Here is a 19,338-nt window from a genome sequence, read left to right as displayed (position 1 = left end):
GTCATTTTGTGTAAAAAGGAGGATAAATTGTTATTTATGCCAATCGGTAGTTGAATACACCCCTCCCTCCCATCCTCTCCAAAAGAGAGTGAAGTGTGCGTTTGTAGCGGCAGGACTCTGATCTGCCCGAAAAATCTGTCATGCTGAACTACGTGAAGCATCTGGAAAAACAGATTCTTCGTTTCACTTATAAAAAGAGACATCGTTAGTCAGCTATTATTTGCCAAATAATCGTTTTATAAGGTCTTCTCGTCTCAATTTTCTCAGTGTACGAAGAATTTGCGGTTGATAATCTTTATTGTACCAGAAAAAGAACTGACGTTGAGCAAGTTTTTGTTCTTTTGTGCGTGCCGTGTATACTCTTTCCAATGTGTAGGGATGATAGCCTGTGTAATACATTTCCGTAGCCAGCGTCATGGGTGAAGGGGTGAAGTCTTGCACTTGCTCCAGATTGAAGCCCATATTTTTGGTTGTGGCCGCCAGTTCTGCCATGTCTATTTCTGAACATGCAGGATGGGAAGAAATAAAATAAGGTATCAGCTGTTGCTTAAGTCCATCTTTTTTATTGATCTCGTCAAATATCTTCTTGAACTGGTAGAACTGATTGAAAGCAGGTTTTCGCATACAATTCAGCACTTTGTCGGAAGTATGTTCCGGAGCAACTTTCAATCGTCCCGACACATGGTTTCGTATCAATTCCTGAGTATATTTCTCTGAAACTTTATTCAGCCTTTCATTCTTGTTGTCATGCAACAGCATATCGTATCTGACACCGCTCCCGATAAAAGATTTTTTGATTTTCGGTAAAGCATCTACGGCTTTGTAAATATCTAAAAGTGCAGAATGATCGTTATTCAAGTTTTTGCATACTTTGGGATGAATACATGATGGGCGGGCGCATTTTTCACAAACAGTCAGGTCTTTGCCCTTCATCGCATACATATTTGCCGAAGGTCCGCCAAGGTCGCTCAGGTATCCTTTGAAACCGGGCATTTCAGTGATTTGTTTCACCTCGTTCAGAATAGATTTTTTTGAGCGGGATGCAATAAACTTTCCCTGATGTGCCGAAATTGTGCAAAATGCACAACCTCCGAAACATCCCCGGTGCATATTTACCGAAAACTTTATCATTTCGAAAGCCGGTATATGCTTTCCTTTATACTTCGGATGAGGCAGGCGGGTGTAAGGCAAATCGAACGAAGCATCAATCTCCTTTTCCGTCATGGGAGGATATGGAGGATTTATAACAACTTGAAAACCTTCACAATCTTGCACAATGCGGGCAGCATTCATCTTGTTCGACTGTTCTTCTACGACCTTGAAATTTTTTGCCTGTTTCAGTTTGTCTTGCAAACAATCTTCGTGTGAAAAGAGGGTAATATCATTTTCATTTCGGATTGTATCTTTACTCAGATAAGCAGTTTGCGGAATGTTTGTCAGTTGGTCGAAGGACTTGCCTTCTTTAAGGGTATTGACAATAGCTTTAAGTGGTTTTTCGCCCATTCCGTAAATCAACAGATCGGCTTTGGAATCAACAAGTATTGACTTCCGCAGTTTATCGTCCCAATAGTCGTAATGAGTTATGCGTCGCAAAGAGGCTTCTATTCCCCCAAGCAGGACAGGCACATCCGGATATAATTCTTTCAGTATATTTGTGTATACAATAGATGGGCGATCGGGACGCATATCGTTTCTGCTATCCGGAGTGTAGGCATCGTCCGAACGCAGTCGTTTGTTGGCTGTGTAATGATTGATCATCGAGTCCATTGCCCCGGCGCTGACTCCGAAAAACAAACGAGGTTTGCCCAACTTCTTGAAGTCACGCAAATCGTCTCTCCAATTGGGTTGTGGCACGATAGCCACCCTCAGGCCTTCCGATTCCAACAATCGACCTATTACCGCTGCGCCAAAAGATGGATGATCTACATAGGCATCGCCCGAAAAAAGGATGACATCCAATTCGTCCCATTTTCTTAGTTCTACTTCTTTTTTTGTCGTTGGCAACCAGTCGGTCAGCTGATAATCTCTCATAAGGTGGTTTTGTATAGAAAGACAAAGGTATGGAAAAGTTGCGATTCCCATACCTTAAATATATTTAATGACTGATAGATTTGACTAATCCTGAATTTTTATAGCCGTGATGTTATCTTCAAGCCAAAGGCCTTGTCCTATTCTACTAAACTCGAAAGCTGGAGCGGTAGTCAGTTTACCAACTCTTCCAACTACAAACGTATATGTTTTATTCGCATTCGTAGCATTGTTAAGAACAACAGAACCAAGCACTGCACTGTAAATTCCATATCCCATACCTGCAGCTAATTTGTTTTCACCTTCAAAATCAGATGTATATACAGAATCTACCGACATGCTTGTTCCTACAGGGACGACGCCATCCGTGAATGAAGATCGAACCCAGTAGGGAGATTGCATCGTAGAAGAAGCTGCGTTTGCCAAAAGAAAATGGATTTGTACTAACCATCTTCCAGGAGGTAGTGTTATGGTACTTCCTGTGCTAACAAATTGACTTGTTGTATCTGTAATAAAAAATGATTTATCTCCATTCCAAACAGCATTAACTGTTTGTATTCCATGAGACCGCCATTTGGCATTACCACTTGCATCAGAAGTAAGTACCCGTCCATCGGCTTGCGATCCGTCCTGCAAGCGGAAGCCACCACCTTGTGTGCTGCTTCTGATATCTACCTTCGTCTGAGGTACATTAGTCCCAACACCGACTCTGCCTTGCGCATCCACCACCACATCGTCTGCCACGTTTGTGTTTCCGCTCGTGTTGCGTGCCGCATCAATATGGAACACTCCCTGAGGCGATTCTGTGTTCACTCCCACCTGTGCTTTGAGTGCCGTAACGGCTAAAAAAATCAATAAAACTAAACTGCTCTTTTTCATAAGTTTCTAATGTTGTTTGTTGTGTTAAATATTTCAGTTTTAACCCTTTATATATCTGTCACTGAGTAAGTGACGGAGGAGTGGCTTTAGACATGTTATTCTATTGACTATCAACAGAATAATAAAAAGAGAAATTGAAAAAGATAAACATTGATAAAACATGGTCGAAAAAGGTAAGTAAGCAGCATTACTTATTTCATTCTAAGTTTTTAGAAAACAGACACTTTGTAGTTCTTGACGAAAAATGTATACGAAAAATAATTATTAGACATTAGTTAAACACGCACAGTAACAAATACTTAAACAACAGAAAATATGGAATATGAAGAAAAAGGAATTCTGTTCGTTGATCTTCAAAAAGGTCAGGAATGGAAAACAAACAGGAGAAATTGCAGCATTATTCTCATAGGTAAAGGTCGATTGAATATATCCTCGTTGTCGCACAAAGATGAAAGGATTTCGGCAGGAAAGATATTCCTGATTCCCACCGGCTACGAAACAGAGGTAAAGGCAGTGGAGGAATCGGCTCTGATATCCATTGACATAAGCGAGGAAATCAATCAGTTGACTCATTTCCAATCAGACAGAACGGAGGAAAATGATAACAATCAGAACCTTTATCTGCCTTTCAATGAGATTGTCTCTGCATACATTGAATCATTACAGACCTACAAGGATATTATCCTGGACTACAATCCATTAGCTAGAATAAAAATAAAAGAATTGATATACATATTGAAGGTTTTTTACACACAGAAAGAACTCAACGCCTTCTTCAGCAGCTATATCACAAACGATTTACATTTCTCAGAGCAGGTGAAGATATTATCTCAAGATACTAAAAATATCCGTCAACTAGCTGAGATTATGAATTATAGCTATTCGGGATTTAACAGGCGGTTCAGGCGATCTTTCGGTGTATCGGCTTATTCATGGCTCAGAAAGCGTCGGGCGAATTTGGTGTATCACGACATCTATTACACGAACAAAAGTTTGAAGCAAATATCGACAGAAAACATGTTCAGTACGCTTTCTCACTTCAACGAATTTTGTCACAAAAATCTGGGAAATTCGCCTTCCGAAATCAGAAGAAAAAAAAGACCCCTCCGTCACTTACTCAGTGACAGAGGGGAGGTATTTACATGTCTTGAAGTTGCAAATATACGCAATTTTTTATTTCAGAATGCTTTAATCTTATTAAAAATGGAACATCTTTAGTTAGTGAATTGCAATTATAAAAAAGTGATTTATCTTTACAGCTACAACTTAAGGTCGCAGGCCTTCACTAATTATAATAACTACTTGCTAAATAGAACAAAGATGACAAACGGAGAAAAATACGATCTTCTGGCCGATGGTGAAACTGGTTTACCTTCGGCGATGGGTATATTGGCATTTGATCAGGCCTTTAAATATACAACCGAACAAATCGAGAATTCGTTAAGAAAAAATAAGGATTTTGAAGTTATATCTTTCGGCCCTATGCCGGAAGTTGACGACTTTGCCGAACAGGCTTTCAACCTGACTGTCAATTATCAGGATGAAGAATATAATGTGGAACTGTTCGTCAATAAGGCAGATAATCTTGATTTGCGCAATTATGGTTTTGCAAACCAAGTGGCAGAAGAAGATATGGATATGGCAACAAAGCAAGAGTATTTTCTGGAAACCTCAATGTTTTTTGGAGACGATGCCTTGACTTCATTTCATCTTCAATTGAAAATTATGTTGGCCATTGTTCCCGATGCCAGCCTTATTATCGATTTTATGTCGTATCGGTTGTTGTCGGCTCAGTGGGGTAAAATGACCGCCAAATCGCCAACACCACCTTCTCCCGATTATTTGTATTCTTCTCATGTCATATACGACGGCGAGGGCGAAGACAAAAAATATTGGTTTCATACACACGGGCTACATCGTTGTGGTTCTGTCGAATTGGAAATGTTGAATATTGGTTCGGGAGCTCAGCAAATGAACGACTTGCTGAATATGGTAGTTAAAAAATTTATCAGTAGCCCTACAAAAGAAAAGGAAAAATTTACGATAGGATATGACGGCATGGGAATTGTTCTTTCGTGGTTGAGATGGGAAGAAGCGTTGAACGATTTTCCGAAAGATATACTTGGAGGGATGGCTGACAGAGACGGTGAGGGCAATGTGCATGCCGAACCCACAGGCGTATTGTTTGCTGTGGAAGATAACAATATGGTTTCGCCCGAAATTTTTGCATCGACCCTAGCCGATAATCCGATATTTTACATTTCAACAGAAGAAACCGAAAGAATGAGTGCCTTGGCAAGAGAACGTTTCGCTTATTTTGAAACTGTATTTAGGAAGGAGGGAAAGAAAGAAAAACAATCTTTCCTGAAAAAAATATTTGCAAAAAAAGAGGAAGAGGAAAGCTGGAGTTTTTTGGTAAAATTGGGGTTAACTGTCGATGACGATCAGTCCGGCACCGAAAAAGAGCACCTCTGGTATGAAGTGGTATCTATTGATAACGAAATGATTAAGGGGAAATTATTGAATCAGCCATATTGGATATCAAATTTGAATGAAGGCGATGTGAAAACTTATCCGGTAGAATTGTTGACCGATTGGTTGATATATGCACCGGATGCAACATACACCACAGATACTATATATCAGTTAGGCTTTTCTTAAGCGTAAAGTATATAAAATGAAAAAAGGATTGTCATGAATAGACTTGTAGAGTCTTGATATGGCAATTCTTTTTTGCCTTTGAAAATATCGGACTTTCGGGCAGAGTTGAGTCTGCCCCATCTGTTTGTAGGGATGGGGTTCTACTCCACCCGCAAAACGACTAATGTAATCCAACAATTTCGACCGCCGATTTACATCATTAATTTTTATTGATTTCTAAAATACGGAATTTTTTTACTTATCTTGCATCTTGAAAAGTATCATTCAATTTCTCCTTACTCATGAAATCGAAAAAATTAGCCTATATTTCTTCAGGGGTGTTCATTATCCTGATAGCATTTGTTGCGATTATCTACTTAAAAAACAAACAAGATAAAGCTACATTTGAGAAAAAAGACTATGCGCAAATAGCAGAATCGGGAATATTGCGCATCGTAACAAATCTGGATCAAACCGGCTACTTCGTATCGGGCGACACGATTGCAGGATTTAATCACGACTTGTTAAAAGCCTTGCAGAAATATACCAACCTGAAATTTGAAATATCGGTAGAAAATAGCCTTGAGAAAAGTTTTGAAGAACTAAAATTCGGTAAATACGACCTCATTGCCCGCAACATACAGGCTACGGCAGACATGAAAGGGAGATATCTGTTTACGACACCTATCATACTCAACAAACTTATTCTTGTTCAGCGAAAGGCCGAATACAACGATAGCATTTCGCCCATCCGCAGCCACTTGCAACTGGCAGGCAAAACCTTGCATATAGCAAAAGATGCTCCCAGCAAATTACGGTTGGCAAACCTGTCGCACGAGATAGGCGATACGGTTTATATTAAGGAAAACGATTTGTACGACACCGAACAACTGGCGATGATGGTTTCTACCGGAGAAATAGGCTACACGATCAGCGACTTTAAAACAGCGGAAGCCCTTGCCCGTAAAATGCCCGAACTTGATATAGAAACAAGCATCGGATTCACCCACCTCGAATCGTGGGCAGTCAATCAGTGGTCGCCAATACTACTAGACTCGCTAAACACATGGATCGACAAGTTTAAACAAACAAAAGATTATCAAATCATCTACAACAGATATTACAAGTAACAATGAAAAATGATTACAGCACACCTTTAAACGGAAAAACCGTCTTCGTCACAGGTGGAGCAAATGGCATAGGCAAAGCCATTGTAGAATCTTTCTGCAAAGAAAAAGCCAACGTAATTTTTTGCGATATAGACGAACAAGCATCTCAAGCATTGTGTTTTGAGCTTAAAGATTATTCCTGCTCCTTTCTGAAAGTGGACGCCTCATCGAAAGAAGACCTGACCAAAGCAATGACCGACACCATCCTGAAATATGGCGACATTGACATACTTATCAACAACGTGGGGGTGAGCACTTTTTCGTCAATTCTGGAGACTAGCATTGAAGAATTTGAGCAAATATTGAATATCAATCTCCGTTCGGTTTTTATCACATCCAAACTTCTTGCAGAACACAGGGAAAAACAAAATCAGAAAAACAGATACGGAAGAATCATAAACATGGCTTCTACCCGCTATTTGATGAGCGAACCTGATACAGAAGCATATTCCGCTTCGAAAGGGGGCGTGGCTTCCCTTACACATTCTTTGTCCATGTCGTTGAGTAGATACCACATAACTGTCAACTGCATCAGTCCGGGATGGATAGACACTGGACACTACGGCGAACTGAAAAAGACAGACCATTCGCAACACCCCTCGGGCAGAGTGGGCATACCCGAAGACATTGCCCGGATGTGCATATTCTTATGTCACCCCGACAATGATTTCATCAACGCACAAAATTTCACGATAGATGGGGGTATGACTAAAAAAATGATTTACTTTGATTAAAAATTAGGTAACTATAATGAAAATCGCTTTATTGATAAAAGAAAAAATCGCTCTACAATAAACACGAAGGAAAGATAAACAAACTGGTAAATAAATTTCCTCAAAACCACTTTTTCCTCCATCCCGTAAAGCTATCGCAGTGGAAATAAAATAGATGTATAAAAAATACCGTTTTTTACAGATAATTTGATAGTTTCGGTCATTTTTCTGAAAAAAAATGATTAAAATTGTAATCTTGACTTTGCAATGAGAGAAAAAAATGTGTATCTTCGTTGCCTTAATATTTCTAAGATTAGTGGAAGCTTTTTTTCGGACACATAGGTATTTAGTAGAACATCTGGGAAACCCTGTTGAAAGGCAATTGATGAACGAAATCAATTGGGATCATCGCCTGATTGCCATAAAGGGAACACGTGGTGTAGGAAAAACAACATTTCTGTTGCAATATGCCCGCAGATTCTACGATTTGAGCAAAAGAGATTGTTTATACATCAACATGAACAATTTTTCTTTTACATGCCGCTCTATTTACGATTTTGCAGAAGAGTTCTATTTCAAAGGAGGAAAGACACTCCTTATAGATCAGGTATTTAAATACCCAAATTGGGCACCGGAATTGAGAAAATGTTACGAAAAATTTCCGGATCTGAAGATCGTTTTCACCGTATCCACTGTGATGCGTTTGGGCGAGAATCCTGAGATATCCACTATCATCAATTTTTACAACCTCAGGGGATTTTCATTTCGGGAGTTCCTTAACATAATCACGGGCAGTGAATTAAGGTCATACACCTTAACGGAAATACTGGCCAGCCACAGAGAAATAGCGACTGATATTTGCGCAAGAATCAAACCTTTGGCATATTTCAGAGATTATATTCATCACGGATATTATCCATTTTTTCTGGAGAAACGGAATTTTTCCGAAAATTTGCTTAAAACCATCAACATGATGTTGGAGGTTGATGTTTTATCTATCAGGCAAATAGAACAATCTTACCTATCAAAGATTCGTAAGTTGTTGTACTTGCTGTCATTAAGCACTCCGGGCAAACCAAATATCAGCCAACTGAGCATCGAATGTGAAATATCGAGGGCAACAGTGACCAATTATCTGGACTATCTGAAAAATGCCCGTCTGATAAACCTCCTGTACAGGGAGGGGGAAGAATTTCCCAAGAAACCCGATTTGGTATATATGCACAATACCAACCTGATATATGCTTTTAAACCGGGGCAACAAGACGACCAGATTCTGAGAGAGACATTCTTTTACAATCAACTGCACCACAATGATTCTAAGCTAAAAAAAGGCTCGAAAGCCGGTGTATTCGCAGTTGAAAACCAAACAGATAAATACATCTTTAGAATAGATGAATCGAAAGCAAAAAGTAATAAAAAGACAGATGTATACACAACAGCCGAAATGATGGAAATAGGTGAAGGCAACACAATTCCCCTATGGCTCTTTGGCTTTTTATACTAGACAGAATTTAATAGATGAAGACAAGAAAGCAAAGCCTATGTTTGTTGATTAATAAACACAATCCACCAGAAAACAAAGCAATGCGAATCTTTATAAACAGGTAAATACCAAACAACTAAAAATAATCAACTATTACACAGAGTATGGCAAAAGAAAAAAAATTTTTGACATGTGATGGTAATCAGGCAGCGGCTCATATCTCGTATATGTTCAGTGAAGTCGCTTCTATCTACCCAATCACACCATCATCAACAATGGCTGAATATGTTGACGAATGGGCAACAGCCGGACGCAAAAACATCTTCGGCGAAGTATTGAGAGTTCAGGAAATGCAATCGGAGGCCGGAGCAGCAGGTACTGTTCACGGATCGCTTCAGGCAGGAGCTCTTACAACAACTTACACAGCATCGCAAGGTTTGTTGTTGATGATTCCTAACATGTACAAAATCGCAGGGGAGCTTCTTCCTACGGTGTTCCATGTTTCAGCTCGTGCACTTGCTGCACAGGCACTTTCTATTTTTGGTGACCACCAAGACGTTATGGCAGCCCGTCAAACAGGCTTCGCTATGTTCTTCACCAATTCGGTACAAGAAGTAATGGACTTGGCGGCTGTGCCTCATTTGGCTACACTAGAGGCTCGTGTTCCTTTCATGCATATATTCGACGGATTCCGTACATCTCACGAAATTCAGAAAATTGAAATGCTTGAAAACGAAGACTTGGCTCCGCTTGTAAACCAAGAAGCATTGAAAGAATTCCGCAACAGGGCTTTGAATCCTGAAAAACCTGTTACACGCGGTACTGCTCAGAATGACGATATTTATTTCCAATCTCGCGAAACTGCTAACAAATTTTACGACGCGGTTCCCGAAATTGTTGAAAAATACCTTACCGAACTAGCTAAAGTTACAGGACGCAAATATGGTTTGTTCGATTATTACGGAGCAGAAGACGCCGACCGTGTAATCATTGCAATGGGTTCTGTTTGCGAAACAATCAAAGAAACAATCGACTACCTGAACGCCAATGGCGAAAAAGTTGGTTTGGTTGCAGTGCACCTGTATCGTCCGTTCAAGGCAGAAGCATTCCTTTCGGCTGTTCCTAAAACAGCTAAGAGAATTGCTGTTCTTGACCGTACTAAAGAACCGGGAGCAACAGGACAACCTCTTTATCTTGACGTTAAAGACTGCTTCTACGGAGCGGCAGAGCAACCTACAATTGTAGGCGGTATCTATGGTCTTTCTTCTAAAGATACAACTCCGGCTCAAATCATGTCGGTATATGAAAATCTGGCAATGAATATGCCTAAAAACGATTTCACAATCGGTATCGTAGACGACGTAACGTTCAAATCTCTTCCGATGAAAGAAGAAGTTGCGGTTGACGACAGCAACTATGAAGCTAAATTCTACGGATTAGGATCAGACGGAACAGTTGGAGCAAACAAAAATACAATCAAAATCATCGGTGAAAGTACTGATAAATATTGTCAGGCATATTTTGCTTACGACTCTAAAAAATCGGGAGGTTTCACATCTTCTCACCTTCGTTTTGGCGATCACCCAATCCGTTCTACTTATTTGGTGAACACGCCAAACTTTGTGGCATGCCACGTTCCTGCTTATCTGCATCTTTATGATGTGACCAAAGGCTTGAAGAAAGGTGGAACATTCCTTCTGAACTCTGTTTGGAGTAAAGAAGAAGTAGGCAACTACCTACCGGATTCGGTTAAGAAATACTTGGCTGTTAATGATATCAATTTCTATATCATCAATGCAACTAAAATTGCTACTGAAATAGGTCTTGGAGGCCGTACAAACACAATCCTTCAATCGGCGTTCTTCAAAATTTCGAATGTAATTCCTTACGAAATGGCTGTTGAACAAATGAAAAAGGCCATTGTAAAATCGTACGGACGTAAAGGTGAAGACGTAGTTAACAAAAACTATGCTGCCGTAGACCGTGGTATCGAGCTTGAAAAAGTAGAAGTTCCTGCCGAATGGGCAAATATCGCAGTCGGAGAACCGGTTAAAGATGATGCTCCCGAATTTATCCAAAAAGTGGTTCGTCCTGTAAACGCACAAAGAGGATACGATCTTCCTGTGTCTGTATTTGTAGGTCGTGAAGACGGTACTTGGGACAATGGTACAACAACTTACGAAAAACGTGGTGTTGCTGCATTTGTTCCTGTATGGGATATGGAAAACTGTATTCAGTGTAACCAGTGTGCTTATGTTTGTCCTCACGCAACAATACGTCCTTTCGTGTTGGATGCCAACGAACAAGCAATGGCTCCGGAAGGTATGGCTATGCTGAAAGCTCAGGGAAAACAGTTTGAAGGTATGACATACCGTATGCAGGTTGACGTTCTCGACTGTCTTGGTTGTGGAAACTGTGCCGACATCTGTCCGGGTAAAAAAGGCAATCAAGCCCTTAAAATGGTTGAAATCGGAACACAATATCCGGAACAAGCCAACTGGGATTTCATGGTTAAAAACGTGAAGAGCAAAGCTCATCTTGTGGATGTGAAAATGAACGTGAAAAACTCACAGTTCTCTACTCCATTGTTTGAGTTCTCAGGAGCATGTTCAGGCTGTGGCGAAACTCCATACGTAAAACTTACAACTCAATTGTTCGGCGACCGCATGTTGATTGCCAATGCAACAGGTTGTTCTTCAATCTATGGTGGTTCTGCTCCTGCAACTCCATACACAACAAACGAACAAGGCAAGGGTCCGGCTTGGGCAAACTCATTGTTCGAAGACAATGCCGAGTTTGGTCTTGGTTTTGCAATCGCAAACATCAGCCTTCGCGATAAGATTTCTAAATTGATGACTCAGGCTTTGGATTGTGAAAAATGTTCTGCAGAAATAAAAGAACTATACAAAGAATGGATCGCAGAAAAAGACGAAGCCGAAAGATCGAAAGAAATTACAGATAAATTGTTGCCTCTATTAGAAGCAGAGAAAGATAAATGTGAATATTGTCAGGAAATTTACGATCTGAAACAATATCTGATCAAACGTTCTATCTGGATCTTCGGTGGCGACGGTTGGGCTTATGACATAGGTTTCGGTGGTCTTGACCACGTAATAGCATCGGGCGAAGACATCAACATCCTTGTGTTGGATACAGAAATTTATTCAAACACAGGAGGTCAGTCTTCAAAATCAACTCCGGTTGGTGCAGTTGCTAAATTTGCTTCGGGCGGAAAGAAAGTTCGCAAGAAAGACCTTGGTATGATTGCTACAACTTACGGCTATGTTTATGTAGCTCAGGTTGCTATGGGTGCTAACCAAGCACAATGTTTGAAAGCATTTAAAGAAGCTGAAGAGTATAAAGGACCATCTATCGTTATCGCCTACTCGCCATGTATCAGCCACGGATTGCGTCGTGGAATGGGACATGCTCAGGACGAAGAAAAGATGGCTGTAGAATGTGGATACTGGCACCTATGGCGTTACAATCCGATGTTGGAAGAAGAAGGTAAAAATCCTTTCATCATGGATAGTAAAGAGCCTGATTGGAGCAAATTCCAGTCGTTCTTGGGTGGCGAAGTTCGTTACACATCTCTTCAAAAATCGAATCCGGGAGAAGCTAAAGAACTATATCTTGCAGCTCAGGACAATGCTCAATGGCGTTACAGAAGCTATCAACGTATGGCAAACACTTCATACGAGGCTTTCGATGAAACCAAAAATGTTCAGGAATAACAATTATTCTTAATATACATAATACGAACGAAGGCATCCTTTTTGGGATGCCTTTGTTGTTTATATCCTTGGTTTTGAATAGCTACAAATTACCTGCAGACAAGTTATTCGTGCCTTTTGTTTGATTGTAGGGGCAAATTACATATTTTTACGCTAAAATAAGAATATGCAACTTCCTACATCATTTATAGAAACAACCAAACCCCTGCTGAAAGATGAATGGCAATTGTTTGTCAATGCTCTGAATGAAGAGTCTCCGACAAGCATCCGCATCAATAAGTCGAAATATAAAGGAAACGATCTGTCTTTTCGGAAAGTTCCGTGGTGTGAGGATGGCTATTATCTGGAAAAACGCCCTTCATTTACTTTTGATCCGCTGTTTCATGCCGGACTTTATTATGTGCAGGAGGCATCCTCCATGTTTCTGGAGCAAGCCGTGAAACAATATGTTGATGACGACATTGTCGCTTTGGATTTGTGTGCCGCTCCGGGAGGAAAATCTTCTCATTTATTAAACTTGCTGTCGGACAAAAGTTTACTCGTATCTAACGAGGTGATAAGGAAACGTGCCGATATTCTATCTGAAAACATGACCAAAACAGGCTGTCCGAATGTGATTGTAACGAATAACGATCCGGTGGATATAGGGAAAATGACACATTTTTTCGACTTAATGCTGATTGATGCACCTTGTTCGGGAGAAGGAATGTTCAGAAAAGATCAGGATGCCGTTTCGGAATGGTCGCAATCGAATGTGCAGTTATGCAAAGAACGCCAGCAAAGAATTGTGGCCGACGTGTGGGAATCGTTGAAACCCGGAGGAATATTGGTATATAGCACCTGCACATACAACATGCAAGAAAATGAAGAAAATGTGGCTTGGATAAGGGATTATTTGGGTGCAGACATTCTTCCGCTAAATATTCCGTCGGAATGGCGTGTTGCCGGAGCTTACAACGAAGATATGCCTGTGTATCATTTTTTTCCTCACCGGGTGATGGGAGAAGGCTTTTTTATGGCTGTGCTAAGAAAGAAAGACGGTGAACGGGCGAGAGCATCATCAGGAAAGAATAAGAACGGGAAAGATAAGAAGAAAGCAACTCTGCCTAAAGAATATAGAGAGTTTCTGTTATCCGACTCCCTCTTCACCTTTTTTCCGAAAGAAGACAAATGGTTTGCCTTTCCATCAGATTTATATTCTTGTTTCGAATACGTATCATCTCACTCGAAACTGGTTTCAGCAGGCGTATTTGTTGGGGAATATAAAGGTAATGATTTCATTCCGGCACATTCTCTGGCAATGTCGAACTATCTTAATGTGTCAGCATTTACAAATTACGGATTGGATGATGCGATGGCAATCGCTTTTTTGAAAAAGGAGGCATTGAGTCTCAACGGATTGCCTAAAGGCTATATTCTTCTCACGTATAGAGGCATACCTGTGGGGTTTGTAAAAAACATAGGCAACCGGGCTAATAATCTTTATCCTCAGGAGTGGAGAATCCGGTCGTCTTTTGTTCCTGAATCAATAAATACTTTCCTCTGAATTTGTGTATATTTGTCAGAAACCTGTTTTTTATGAAGTTGAAATACCAAGAAAACTGTGAAAATATTCCGTGGAAAGAGATACCGTTATTGTTAGAAAAAGTGGGTATGTCATTCACCGGCTGGGATGTACATAAAACTTCGTTCGAATCGAGCCACTCCGTATTGTTTCTTTTCAACGAAACTGCGTTGATTGGCTTTGGCAGAATGATATCGGATGGTATACGCCAATCGGCTTTATATGATATAGCAATCGAACCAGGGTATCAAGGACGAGGATTGGGGCGGGAAATAGTGCTTCGACTGATGGCTAAAACTCCGGGATGTAATTTTATTTTGTATGCGTCGCCGGGAAAAGAAGACTTTTATAAAAAACTAAACTACAAACGAATGAAAACAGGGATGGCGCTTTTTGCCAATCCAGACAGAATGGAGGACGATATTTTTGTAGAAAATGAATGATCCGGAAAAACATACCGTTTCGAAAATGATTGCCATTTACTGCCGATCTAAACATAATCAGGCCGGTAAAACACTGTGCAACAGATGTCTTGAATTAGAAACCTATGCTCACAAAAGGCTCGAAAAATGTTGCTTTGGAGAAGCAAAACCAAATTGCAAGGACTGTCCGGTACATTGTTACAGTTCGGCAAGGAAAGATGAAATACAAAACGTAATGCGTTTTTCAGGTCCACGAATGACCTATAAACATCCGCTCTTGACTGTCAGATATTTATTTAAGAAAATCACGAAAAGAAAAAACAATCATTAAATCAGTATATTATATACGGTATAATGATGTACATCTTTAGACTCCTTGCGTGTATAATGTTTGGTTATATCAATATTAGTGTATCTGTATATATTCAATAGTTTGCAGATTTCCTCGTCACTCAAATCCTCTTTTTCGAAAAGAACAATTTTAGCGAAAACACCATCGTTGATAACGGTCATTTTGTTTGCCGTGGAAGGGGCACTCGATTGAAGCACCGAAACTATTGGTTGTGAGCGTTTTTTTTCATTTTCCCCGTCGTTTCCCATAATATCTAGCATTTTGTTTGTTATAACTGATTTTCCAACCCTTGATTTTCTTTTGACAAACTTACATAAAATTTTTAATTAACACAATGCCTGCAATATGTCGTTAATTATCTGAATCAGTAATTGAAAAGTGTTCAATTACATTAGTCGTTTTGCGGGTGGAGTAGAAATAACATTCGACGGAAATATTCGACGGGATGTAATGTGGTCAATACCCGCCCCCTGCACCTCTCCAAAAGAGAGCGTACCCCCCTCATCCTTCAGGGGGTAGTCCAACGTTTTTTTGTCAAAGTAGAGCCAACAGCCAATTGGTATTAATAGCTAAAGGATTTTACTCCGACCTTTTTCTTTTCGGTTTTCATGTATTCCCTTATGGCTTTAGAAAACATCGTGTTTATTTTATGCCCTGGGCGATAAGCGATTATCTTTCCCTCTATAAACTTTCCTATCAATGCCAAATCGCCAACAATATCCAGCAACTTATGTCTGGCAGGTTCGTTCGGATATATGAGAGGTTTATTCATTATATAACCTAGCAACGAAGAATTCTTCCTTTTAACCCCCATTGCATCAGCCAACTGATCAAAATCATCCTGAGGTAGCTGTTCGTCATAAATGACAATGGAGTTGTCCAAATCGCCTCCTTTTATCATGTTGTTTTTGAGAAGCGGCTCTATTTCTTTCACAAAAACAAATGTGCGGGAAGAGGCAAACTCGCGGGCAAATTCCTTCAAATCGAACAGGCAAGCATCTTGCTGCTTAAGAAACCTTGACTCGAAAGTAATACGGGATTCTATGTGCAAGCCATTGCAAGGCAACATCGAAATGCTTGCTCCGGTGGAAGAATCCGTCACTTTTATTTTACTTTTATTGAAACACAAATACTCACGTTTTGCAGCTTGCTCAATTGTGCCCACCTCTCTAATCTTTTCTATATACATAAAGGCGCTACCATCAAGAATGGGTACTTCGGGGCCATTCACATCAATCAGGCAATTGTCTATCTCGCTGGCATACAATGCCGCCAAAGCATGCTCCACTGTGCTTATTTTCGCACCATTAGCCGACAGCACAGTACCTCTGTCCGTATCGCATACGTTTTCGGCCAAAGCATCAATTACAGGACAACCCTCAAGGTCAATCCTCCTGAACTTATAACCGTGATTTTCGGGTGCGGGATTAAACGTAATACAAAGATTAAGTCCTGTGTGTAGCCCCTTACCCTTAAGGTAGAAGCTGTCTTTCAATGTTCTCTGCTTTACCATCTTAATATCTTTTTTTTGAGTTGTTGTTTTATTGTTCTGGATATCTTCTTCAAAGTGTTTAGCTAATAAATGCTATAAAAATCCGGTTTGATACATATTCCCACCCTGAAGTTCATCGAATACTTATCATAATCTAAAAGGCTTTCTCCATAACCATTATTCAAACGGGCAAACAGGTATTGGTTTGCACTTTCCGAAATTTTGAAACCTATTGTTGTCACGGTGTTGATATTTCCTACTCCTTTCCGAGGGTTAAATTCGGCCGACACCCACCACCTATGTTTGTCAGATATGAAGTTTATCCCGATATTTGCAAGACCTTTATAATCAAGTAGGTTTTTGTTGTTGCTGCCGTCAACATAAGGAATCCAGAATTCTCCGAATATATTGAAATGAGGGTTGAGAAAATACTTGGACGAAAAGCTGAGATAGTTCCAGCTTCTCGATTCATCCCCGCCTCTACCATTCGATTCATGTTTTATCTGGGCAAAAATTCCTCCGATGGCCCTGCCCTTGTAAAAGAGTGCCTTACCAAGTCCCAAACCCGGGTTATAGTTTGTGTCTCGAAACGGACTAGACTCGTCATAAACATCCCAAAACGACTTCTGGGTATAGGTCAAATATAAAAAGGTATTGAATGGCAATACACTTTTTGTCAGTCGTTGCCTGATACTTATCTGAAAGGATGCATCTGCCGTTTTATTTGTTATTTCTCTATCCAGAGGGATTCCCGTCACAAAATACGTATCCTTGTAAACCGCAAATGCCGGTTGCTTGTCAACAAATTTGACGGCCTCTTCTTCCGAAATTTCAAGATATTTTGGTTTGAAAATATTCGGATCTTTCATCGCTTGTTCGTATAATGTCCGCAGACTATCATTGTCTATGTACTGCAATCCTTCCTGCGCAGAACAAAACAAGGGTGATATAAGAAATAGTATGAAAAGTGTAAATTTGTTCATGAAAATTGGTGATTATTTTTATCCGACCGGTCCCTGTTTTCATTCCTCATTTTTCAAGGACCGGTCATGATAAGCATATTTATCACATTCTATAAAATGAAATCTTTTTTGTTATTCAAAAATAAATTGACCGATAAACTTGTCGCCGGATAATTCATCTCCGCATTTTGTAGATATGCCTATTTCAGTTAATAACTTCCTCAAATTATTGCTCACCGAATCGGCATACACCAAACTCACATTCTTAATTTTCATCAGGAGGGAAAAATAGTTTTCACTTGCATCGTTCAACGAAATGTTTTCTACGCCAACCACCTCGTTATTTTCCAAACTAAAAACATTTACGGCCGTATCTCGTTGTATTCCATTGCTTAAAGTTCCTTTTCTCGTTAATATTGCTACTATCTTTTCCATAACTATCTATTATTATAATTCTCTTTGTAAATACTGAAGTTTATAGTGATATATATCTTTAATTTATGACGAATAAACTCCGTTTACATTTTAAGAGATTTTTGTTTTTATTTATTTTTAATATTTATGAACACTCGTTCATTTGTTGTCAAAAAAAACTAAATTTTAATCAGTTTGTACAAATAGAACATGATCTCTTTTTTATTTCTTGTAAATGAACAGTTGTTCATTTGATGGGTAAAAAAATATTAAACCTTGATTAACTCATACAAATAGTCTAAAGCCTCACGCCTGCGATAGAAATCATCAACGACTTTTTTTGTAAATGTGCTTTCGTCAAAATCAGGGTCTTCCGATTCTTTTATGCTAATGTTGTTGAACAGATTGGCCATGATATCAATATTGACATCTTTCTTTACCTCGCCGGCTTCTATGCTATTCAGCAATGCTTTCTTCCAGATTAAGTATAATTTATTATTTATCCGCTTGAAACGGGCAACAAAATCAGGATAATGTTTTGCAGCCTGAATAATCAAAGCTGTATAATTCAGGAACAGCATGTGAGTAACTCCTGCTTTCGCAAAAGAGTTCAACACTACTTTTTGCCTTCTGTGCGTCACTTCTATCAATTCGGGAGCTCTCATGTTATGATCAACCGACATGTTGCGCATTATTTTATAGAAAGGCTTAAAAAAATACTCATCTATCACCGAGGTGAACAATTCTTCCTTATTTTTAAAATACCTGTACATAGCACCTCGAGACATTTTCAATTCCTGCTGCAAAACAGAAATGGAAGCACTATCGTATCCCTTTTCCATGAATACATCAAAAGCACTACTCAATATATATTCTCTACTGTACTTCATCTTTTGAGTTTTAAAACATGAACAACCGTTCACAACGCAAAGGTTGTCATTTTTAATTTGATATACAAGAAATGTAAAGTTAAAAAAGATCAACTAATATGCTGAAAGTATATCTTGAGAAATATTGAATGATGCTAATACGTTGAAATATACCTATTTATGTAATTCAAATAGTTTTCACAAAAAGTGAACATTTGTTCAATAATTGAAGTGAAATCAAATCGGCAACATCCAAAGAAAGCCATTTTGTGTAATTTTAGTTAATTCACCGAAAACAAAATCATTTGTTTAATGTTTAAAAGACTGAGGGGGTATGTTCACTTTTAAGATATTATATCGAGTAATACAAATCAGTAGCTAAAAAACGTTCTTTTAAATTCAACAACATGCAGCGCGTAATCAAAGATTACTTGCATTCCTTTTGAGTCGCCTTCGCTCCTCGATTGTTAATTGCCCTAAGCCGCAAAAGGAATCAAAAAGGCTTTCTGTGACTAAGGCTTCTTGCCGACCCACTATACAGCTTAATAAGCTGAACAAAAAATAACTCGCACCAAGAAGCTGTAAAATTAGAATGGTCTGGTAATGCTCAAACA

General features: G+C 39.4%; 17 protein-coding genes. 9 read left to right on the top strand and 8 right to left on the bottom strand.

What is annotated here, in order from left to right:
- Positions 1-216 precede the first annotated feature (216 nt).
- Both D0T56_RS12970 and D0T56_RS12965 read right to left on the bottom strand, forming a co-directional pair.
- The gene (locus D0T56_RS12970) at positions 217-2,031 is read right to left on the bottom strand and encodes a YgiQ family radical SAM protein (RefSeq protein WP_163320587.1); all 1,815 of its coding nucleotides are present in this window, start codon (positions 2,029-2,031) and stop codon (positions 217-219) included.
- Positions 2,032-2,115: 84 nt separating this feature from the next.
- Complete coding sequence (locus D0T56_RS12965; RefSeq protein WP_163320586.1) at positions 2,116-2,907, bottom strand: hypothetical protein; 792 nt, start codon at positions 2,905-2,907, stop codon at positions 2,116-2,118.
- 315 nt (positions 2,908-3,222) lie between these two features.
- Here D0T56_RS12965 and D0T56_RS12960 point away from each other — a divergent pair, with 315 nt between their 5' ends.
- The 9 genes from D0T56_RS12960 (at position 3,223) to D0T56_RS12920 (ending at position 14,966) form a co-directional block, all read left to right on the top strand.
- A complete protein-coding gene (locus D0T56_RS12960; RefSeq protein ID WP_163320585.1) occupies positions 3,223-4,125 on the top strand; it encodes a helix-turn-helix domain-containing protein in 903 nt (300 codons plus the stop codon).
- Positions 4,126-4,227: 102 nt separating this feature from the next.
- Positions 4,228-5,568 (top strand): DUF4026 domain-containing protein, encoded by a 1,341-nt coding sequence (locus tag D0T56_RS12955; protein ID WP_163320584.1) that lies wholly within the window; start codon positions 4,228-4,230, stop codon positions 5,566-5,568.
- Between the two features lie 281 nt (positions 5,569-5,849).
- Positions 5,850-6,677 (top strand): transporter substrate-binding domain-containing protein, encoded by an 828-nt coding sequence (locus D0T56_RS12950; protein WP_163320583.1) that lies wholly within the window; start codon positions 5,850-5,852, stop codon positions 6,675-6,677.
- A 2-nt stretch (positions 6,678-6,679) separates the two neighbouring features.
- Complete coding sequence (locus D0T56_RS12945) at positions 6,680-7,450, top strand: SDR family NAD(P)-dependent oxidoreductase (protein ID WP_163320582.1); 771 nt, start codon at positions 6,680-6,682, stop codon at positions 7,448-7,450.
- A 295-nt stretch (positions 7,451-7,745) separates the two neighbouring features.
- On the top strand, positions 7,746-8,936 hold the full coding sequence (locus D0T56_RS12940) for an ATP-binding protein (protein WP_370458807.1): 1,191 nt from the start codon (positions 7,746-7,748) through the stop codon (positions 8,934-8,936).
- 143 nt (positions 8,937-9,079) lie between these two features.
- The gene (gene nifJ, locus D0T56_RS12935) at positions 9,080-12,649 is read left to right on the top strand and encodes a pyruvate:ferredoxin (flavodoxin) oxidoreductase (RefSeq protein WP_163320581.1); all 3,570 of its coding nucleotides are present in this window, start codon (positions 9,080-9,082) and stop codon (positions 12,647-12,649) included.
- Between the two features lie 166 nt (positions 12,650-12,815).
- Positions 12,816-14,195 (top strand): rRNA cytosine-C5-methyltransferase, encoded by a 1,380-nt coding sequence (locus D0T56_RS12930; protein ID WP_163320580.1) that lies wholly within the window; start codon positions 12,816-12,818, stop codon positions 14,193-14,195.
- 32 nt (positions 14,196-14,227) lie between these two features.
- Positions 14,228-14,656, top strand: a complete 429-nt coding sequence (locus D0T56_RS12925; RefSeq protein WP_163320579.1) for a GNAT family N-acetyltransferase — start codon at positions 14,228-14,230, stop codon at positions 14,654-14,656.
- The gene (locus tag D0T56_RS12920) at positions 14,649-14,966 is read left to right on the top strand and encodes a nitrous oxide-stimulated promoter family protein (protein ID WP_163320578.1); all 318 of its coding nucleotides are present in this window, start codon (positions 14,649-14,651) and stop codon (positions 14,964-14,966) included. The genes D0T56_RS12925 and D0T56_RS12920 overlap by 8 nt, the downstream gene beginning before the upstream one ends.
- On the opposite strand, the gene D0T56_RS12915 is transcribed toward D0T56_RS12920, so the two are convergent.
- The 6 genes from D0T56_RS12915 to D0T56_RS16645 form a co-directional block, all read right to left on the bottom strand.
- On the bottom strand, positions 14,963-15,247 hold the full coding sequence (locus D0T56_RS12915; protein WP_163320577.1) for a hypothetical protein: 285 nt from the start codon (positions 15,245-15,247) through the stop codon (positions 14,963-14,965). The two genes, D0T56_RS12920 and D0T56_RS12915, sit on opposite strands and share 4 nt — an antisense overlap.
- 302 nt (positions 15,248-15,549) lie before the next feature.
- Positions 15,550-16,500 (bottom strand): UDP-3-O-acyl-N-acetylglucosamine deacetylase, encoded by a 951-nt coding sequence (locus tag D0T56_RS12910; protein WP_163320576.1) that lies wholly within the window; start codon positions 16,498-16,500, stop codon positions 15,550-15,552.
- A gap of 62 nt (positions 16,501-16,562) precedes the next feature.
- Positions 16,563-17,462 carry a phospholipase A gene (locus tag D0T56_RS12905; protein WP_163320575.1) on the bottom strand — a complete coding sequence of 300 codons (900 nt, stop codon included), beginning with the start codon at positions 17,460-17,462 and terminating at the stop codon, positions 16,563-16,565.
- Between the two features lie 111 nt (positions 17,463-17,573).
- Positions 17,574-17,876, bottom strand: coding sequence for a hypothetical protein (locus D0T56_RS12900; protein WP_163320574.1), 303 nt, complete (start codon positions 17,874-17,876; stop codon positions 17,574-17,576).
- 248 nt (positions 17,877-18,124) lie between these two features.
- Positions 18,125-18,745, bottom strand: coding sequence for a TetR/AcrR family transcriptional regulator (locus D0T56_RS12895; RefSeq protein WP_163320573.1), 621 nt, complete (start codon positions 18,743-18,745; stop codon positions 18,125-18,127).
- 399 nt (positions 18,746-19,144) lie between these two features.
- On the bottom strand, positions 19,145-19,338 hold a 194-nt coding region (locus tag D0T56_RS16645), incomplete at its 5' end, for a hypothetical protein (RefSeq protein WP_221412359.1).

The organism is Dysgonomonas sp. 520 (genome assembly GCF_010501095.1).
Taxonomy (GTDB): Bacteria; Bacteroidota; Bacteroidia; order Bacteroidales; family Dysgonomonadaceae; genus QVMP01.
Note: the sequence above shows the minus strand (reverse complement) of the source record. Positions and strands in the feature narration are given on the sequence as shown.

Coding starts and splice junctions, on each gene's coding strand:
- D0T56_RS12895 (WP_163320573.1), bottom strand. CDS start 18,745: ATGAAGTACAGTAGAGAATATATATTGAGTAGTGCTTTTGATGTATTC.
- D0T56_RS12930 (WP_163320580.1), top strand. CDS start 12,816: ATGCAACTTCCTACATCATTTATAGAAACAACCAAACCCCTGCTGAAA.
- nifJ (WP_163320581.1), top strand. CDS start 9,080: ATGGCAAAAGAAAAAAAATTTTTGACATGTGATGGTAATCAGGCAGCG.
- D0T56_RS12900 (WP_163320574.1), bottom strand. CDS start 17,876: ATGGAAAAGATAGTAGCAATATTAACGAGAAAAGGAACTTTAAGCAAT.
- D0T56_RS12905 (WP_163320575.1), bottom strand. CDS start 17,462: ATGAACAAATTTACACTTTTCATACTATTTCTTATATCACCCTTGTTT.
- D0T56_RS12970 (WP_163320587.1), bottom strand. CDS start 2,031: ATGAGAGATTATCAGCTGACCGACTGGTTGCCAACGACAAAAAAAGAA.
- D0T56_RS12955 (WP_163320584.1), top strand. CDS start 4,228: ATGACAAACGGAGAAAAATACGATCTTCTGGCCGATGGTGAAACTGGT.
- D0T56_RS12925 (WP_163320579.1), top strand. CDS start 14,228: ATGAAGTTGAAATACCAAGAAAACTGTGAAAATATTCCGTGGAAAGAG.
- D0T56_RS12950 (WP_163320583.1), top strand. CDS start 5,850: ATGAAATCGAAAAAATTAGCCTATATTTCTTCAGGGGTGTTCATTATC.
- D0T56_RS12915 (WP_163320577.1), bottom strand. CDS start 15,247: ATGCTAGATATTATGGGAAACGACGGGGAAAATGAAAAAAAACGCTCA.
- D0T56_RS12965 (WP_163320586.1), bottom strand. CDS start 2,907: ATGAAAAAGAGCAGTTTAGTTTTATTGATTTTTTTAGCCGTTACGGCA.
- D0T56_RS12920 (WP_163320578.1), top strand. CDS start 14,649: ATGAATGATCCGGAAAAACATACCGTTTCGAAAATGATTGCCATTTAC.
- D0T56_RS12910 (WP_163320576.1), bottom strand. CDS start 16,500: ATGGTAAAGCAGAGAACATTGAAAGACAGCTTCTACCTTAAGGGTAAG.
- D0T56_RS12960 (WP_163320585.1), top strand. CDS start 3,223: ATGGAATATGAAGAAAAAGGAATTCTGTTCGTTGATCTTCAAAAAGGT.
- D0T56_RS12945 (WP_163320582.1), top strand. CDS start 6,680: ATGAAAAATGATTACAGCACACCTTTAAACGGAAAAACCGTCTTCGTC.